Genomic DNA, 1,096 nt, shown 5'->3' with positions numbered 1-1,096 from the left:
GGACCTATCACATCCAGCTCAAGTCGAATGCAAGCCAATATATGGCACGGGTCGGCTTCGAATACCCAGAAGCAGTCGGCAGCCGGCTGGCGGACGTCAACGCGCGTATTGGCAGCGAGGCAATTCCGGGCGCTGGCGTTCCTGCCGAGCAGTTGAACTTCGGCTACAGCATAAGCGGCAGTGCGTCCTGGCGGCCGACACGTGTCTACAGCGATGGCGTGAAGACCTACATCCAGTTTCCATCGTCGCTATCGGGCCAGGATGCACCAGTCCTGTTCGTCGTCTCGGGTGGCGAGAATCGCATCGTCAACTACCGGCTGAAGGGCGACATGATGGTGGTCGACTATCAGATCGACACCGCCATTCTGGTCTCCGGCGTTGGCTTCTGGAACCAAGACAAAGTGACGATACGGAGGGGAGGCTGATCATGCGGCAGGTCTCCTCGATGCCTCGGCTTATCCTTTTCTTGATGCTCAGTCTCCCGCTCGCCGGCTGCGCGTCGTTCGGCGGCCGCGCCCTGGTGGCGAGCTCGGCGCCATCAGATCTGTCCGGCCCGGCGGCTTCGGCGATCGCCGGCGACCTGGTGACGAAATTCGCCGAGCAGGTCGGGCCCGGCGCTGGCACGATCATCCTGAAAGCCGACGGCTCGCCCTTCGGCCAGGCGCTGGAGACCTCGCTCCGGAGCTCGGGATATGCGGTGGCCACCGATCAGAAGGCCGGTGAGGAGAAGACCATTCCACTCGCCTATGTGATCGATTCCTACAATGGTCAGATCCTGGCGCGCTTATCGACGGGCAATATCGAGCTCGGCCGCCTATGCCGCGACAGCTGCCGGCGCATCGCCGACCAGCCCTCTCTCCGTCATGCAGCGCGGTTAGGGGAGTGCAGTCATGGTGCAATCGCTGAAGCTCGGCAGTCCAGAGGCAGAGGCCGGCAGAGGCATCCGGCGCCTCAACCGGCTGCCGATCATGGTTGCCATCTCGCTGGTGATCGTATTCTTCGCCGTCATCTCCTATGGCCTGACCTCGCGCGGACTGTATTTTCGTCGCGAGGCCGGCATCGACAACGCATCATCCAATCCGGCATCGACCTACGC

1 protein-coding gene and 2 pseudogenes are annotated in these 1,096 nt (G+C 62.5%); all 3 read left to right on the top strand.

Annotated features, from left to right (window positions below):
- The coding region (locus AC0L3A_RS40665) for a TrbG/VirB9 family P-type conjugative transfer protein (RefSeq protein ID WP_473256573.1) at positions 1-425 on the top strand (425 nt) is incomplete at its 5' end.
- Between the two features lie 2 nt (positions 426-427).
- Positions 428-878, top strand: a pseudogene (gene trbH / locus AC0L3A_RS40660) (conjugal transfer protein TrbH).
- Between the two features lie 12 nt (positions 879-890).
- Positions 891-1,096 (top strand): annotated as a pseudogene (locus AC0L3A_RS40655) (IncP-type conjugal transfer protein TrbI); the annotation flags it as partial.

The sequence above is a fragment of the Bradyrhizobium sp. MI1.3 genome (assembly GCF_055811695.1).
This window is presented reverse-complemented; position numbering and strand designations above follow the sequence as displayed.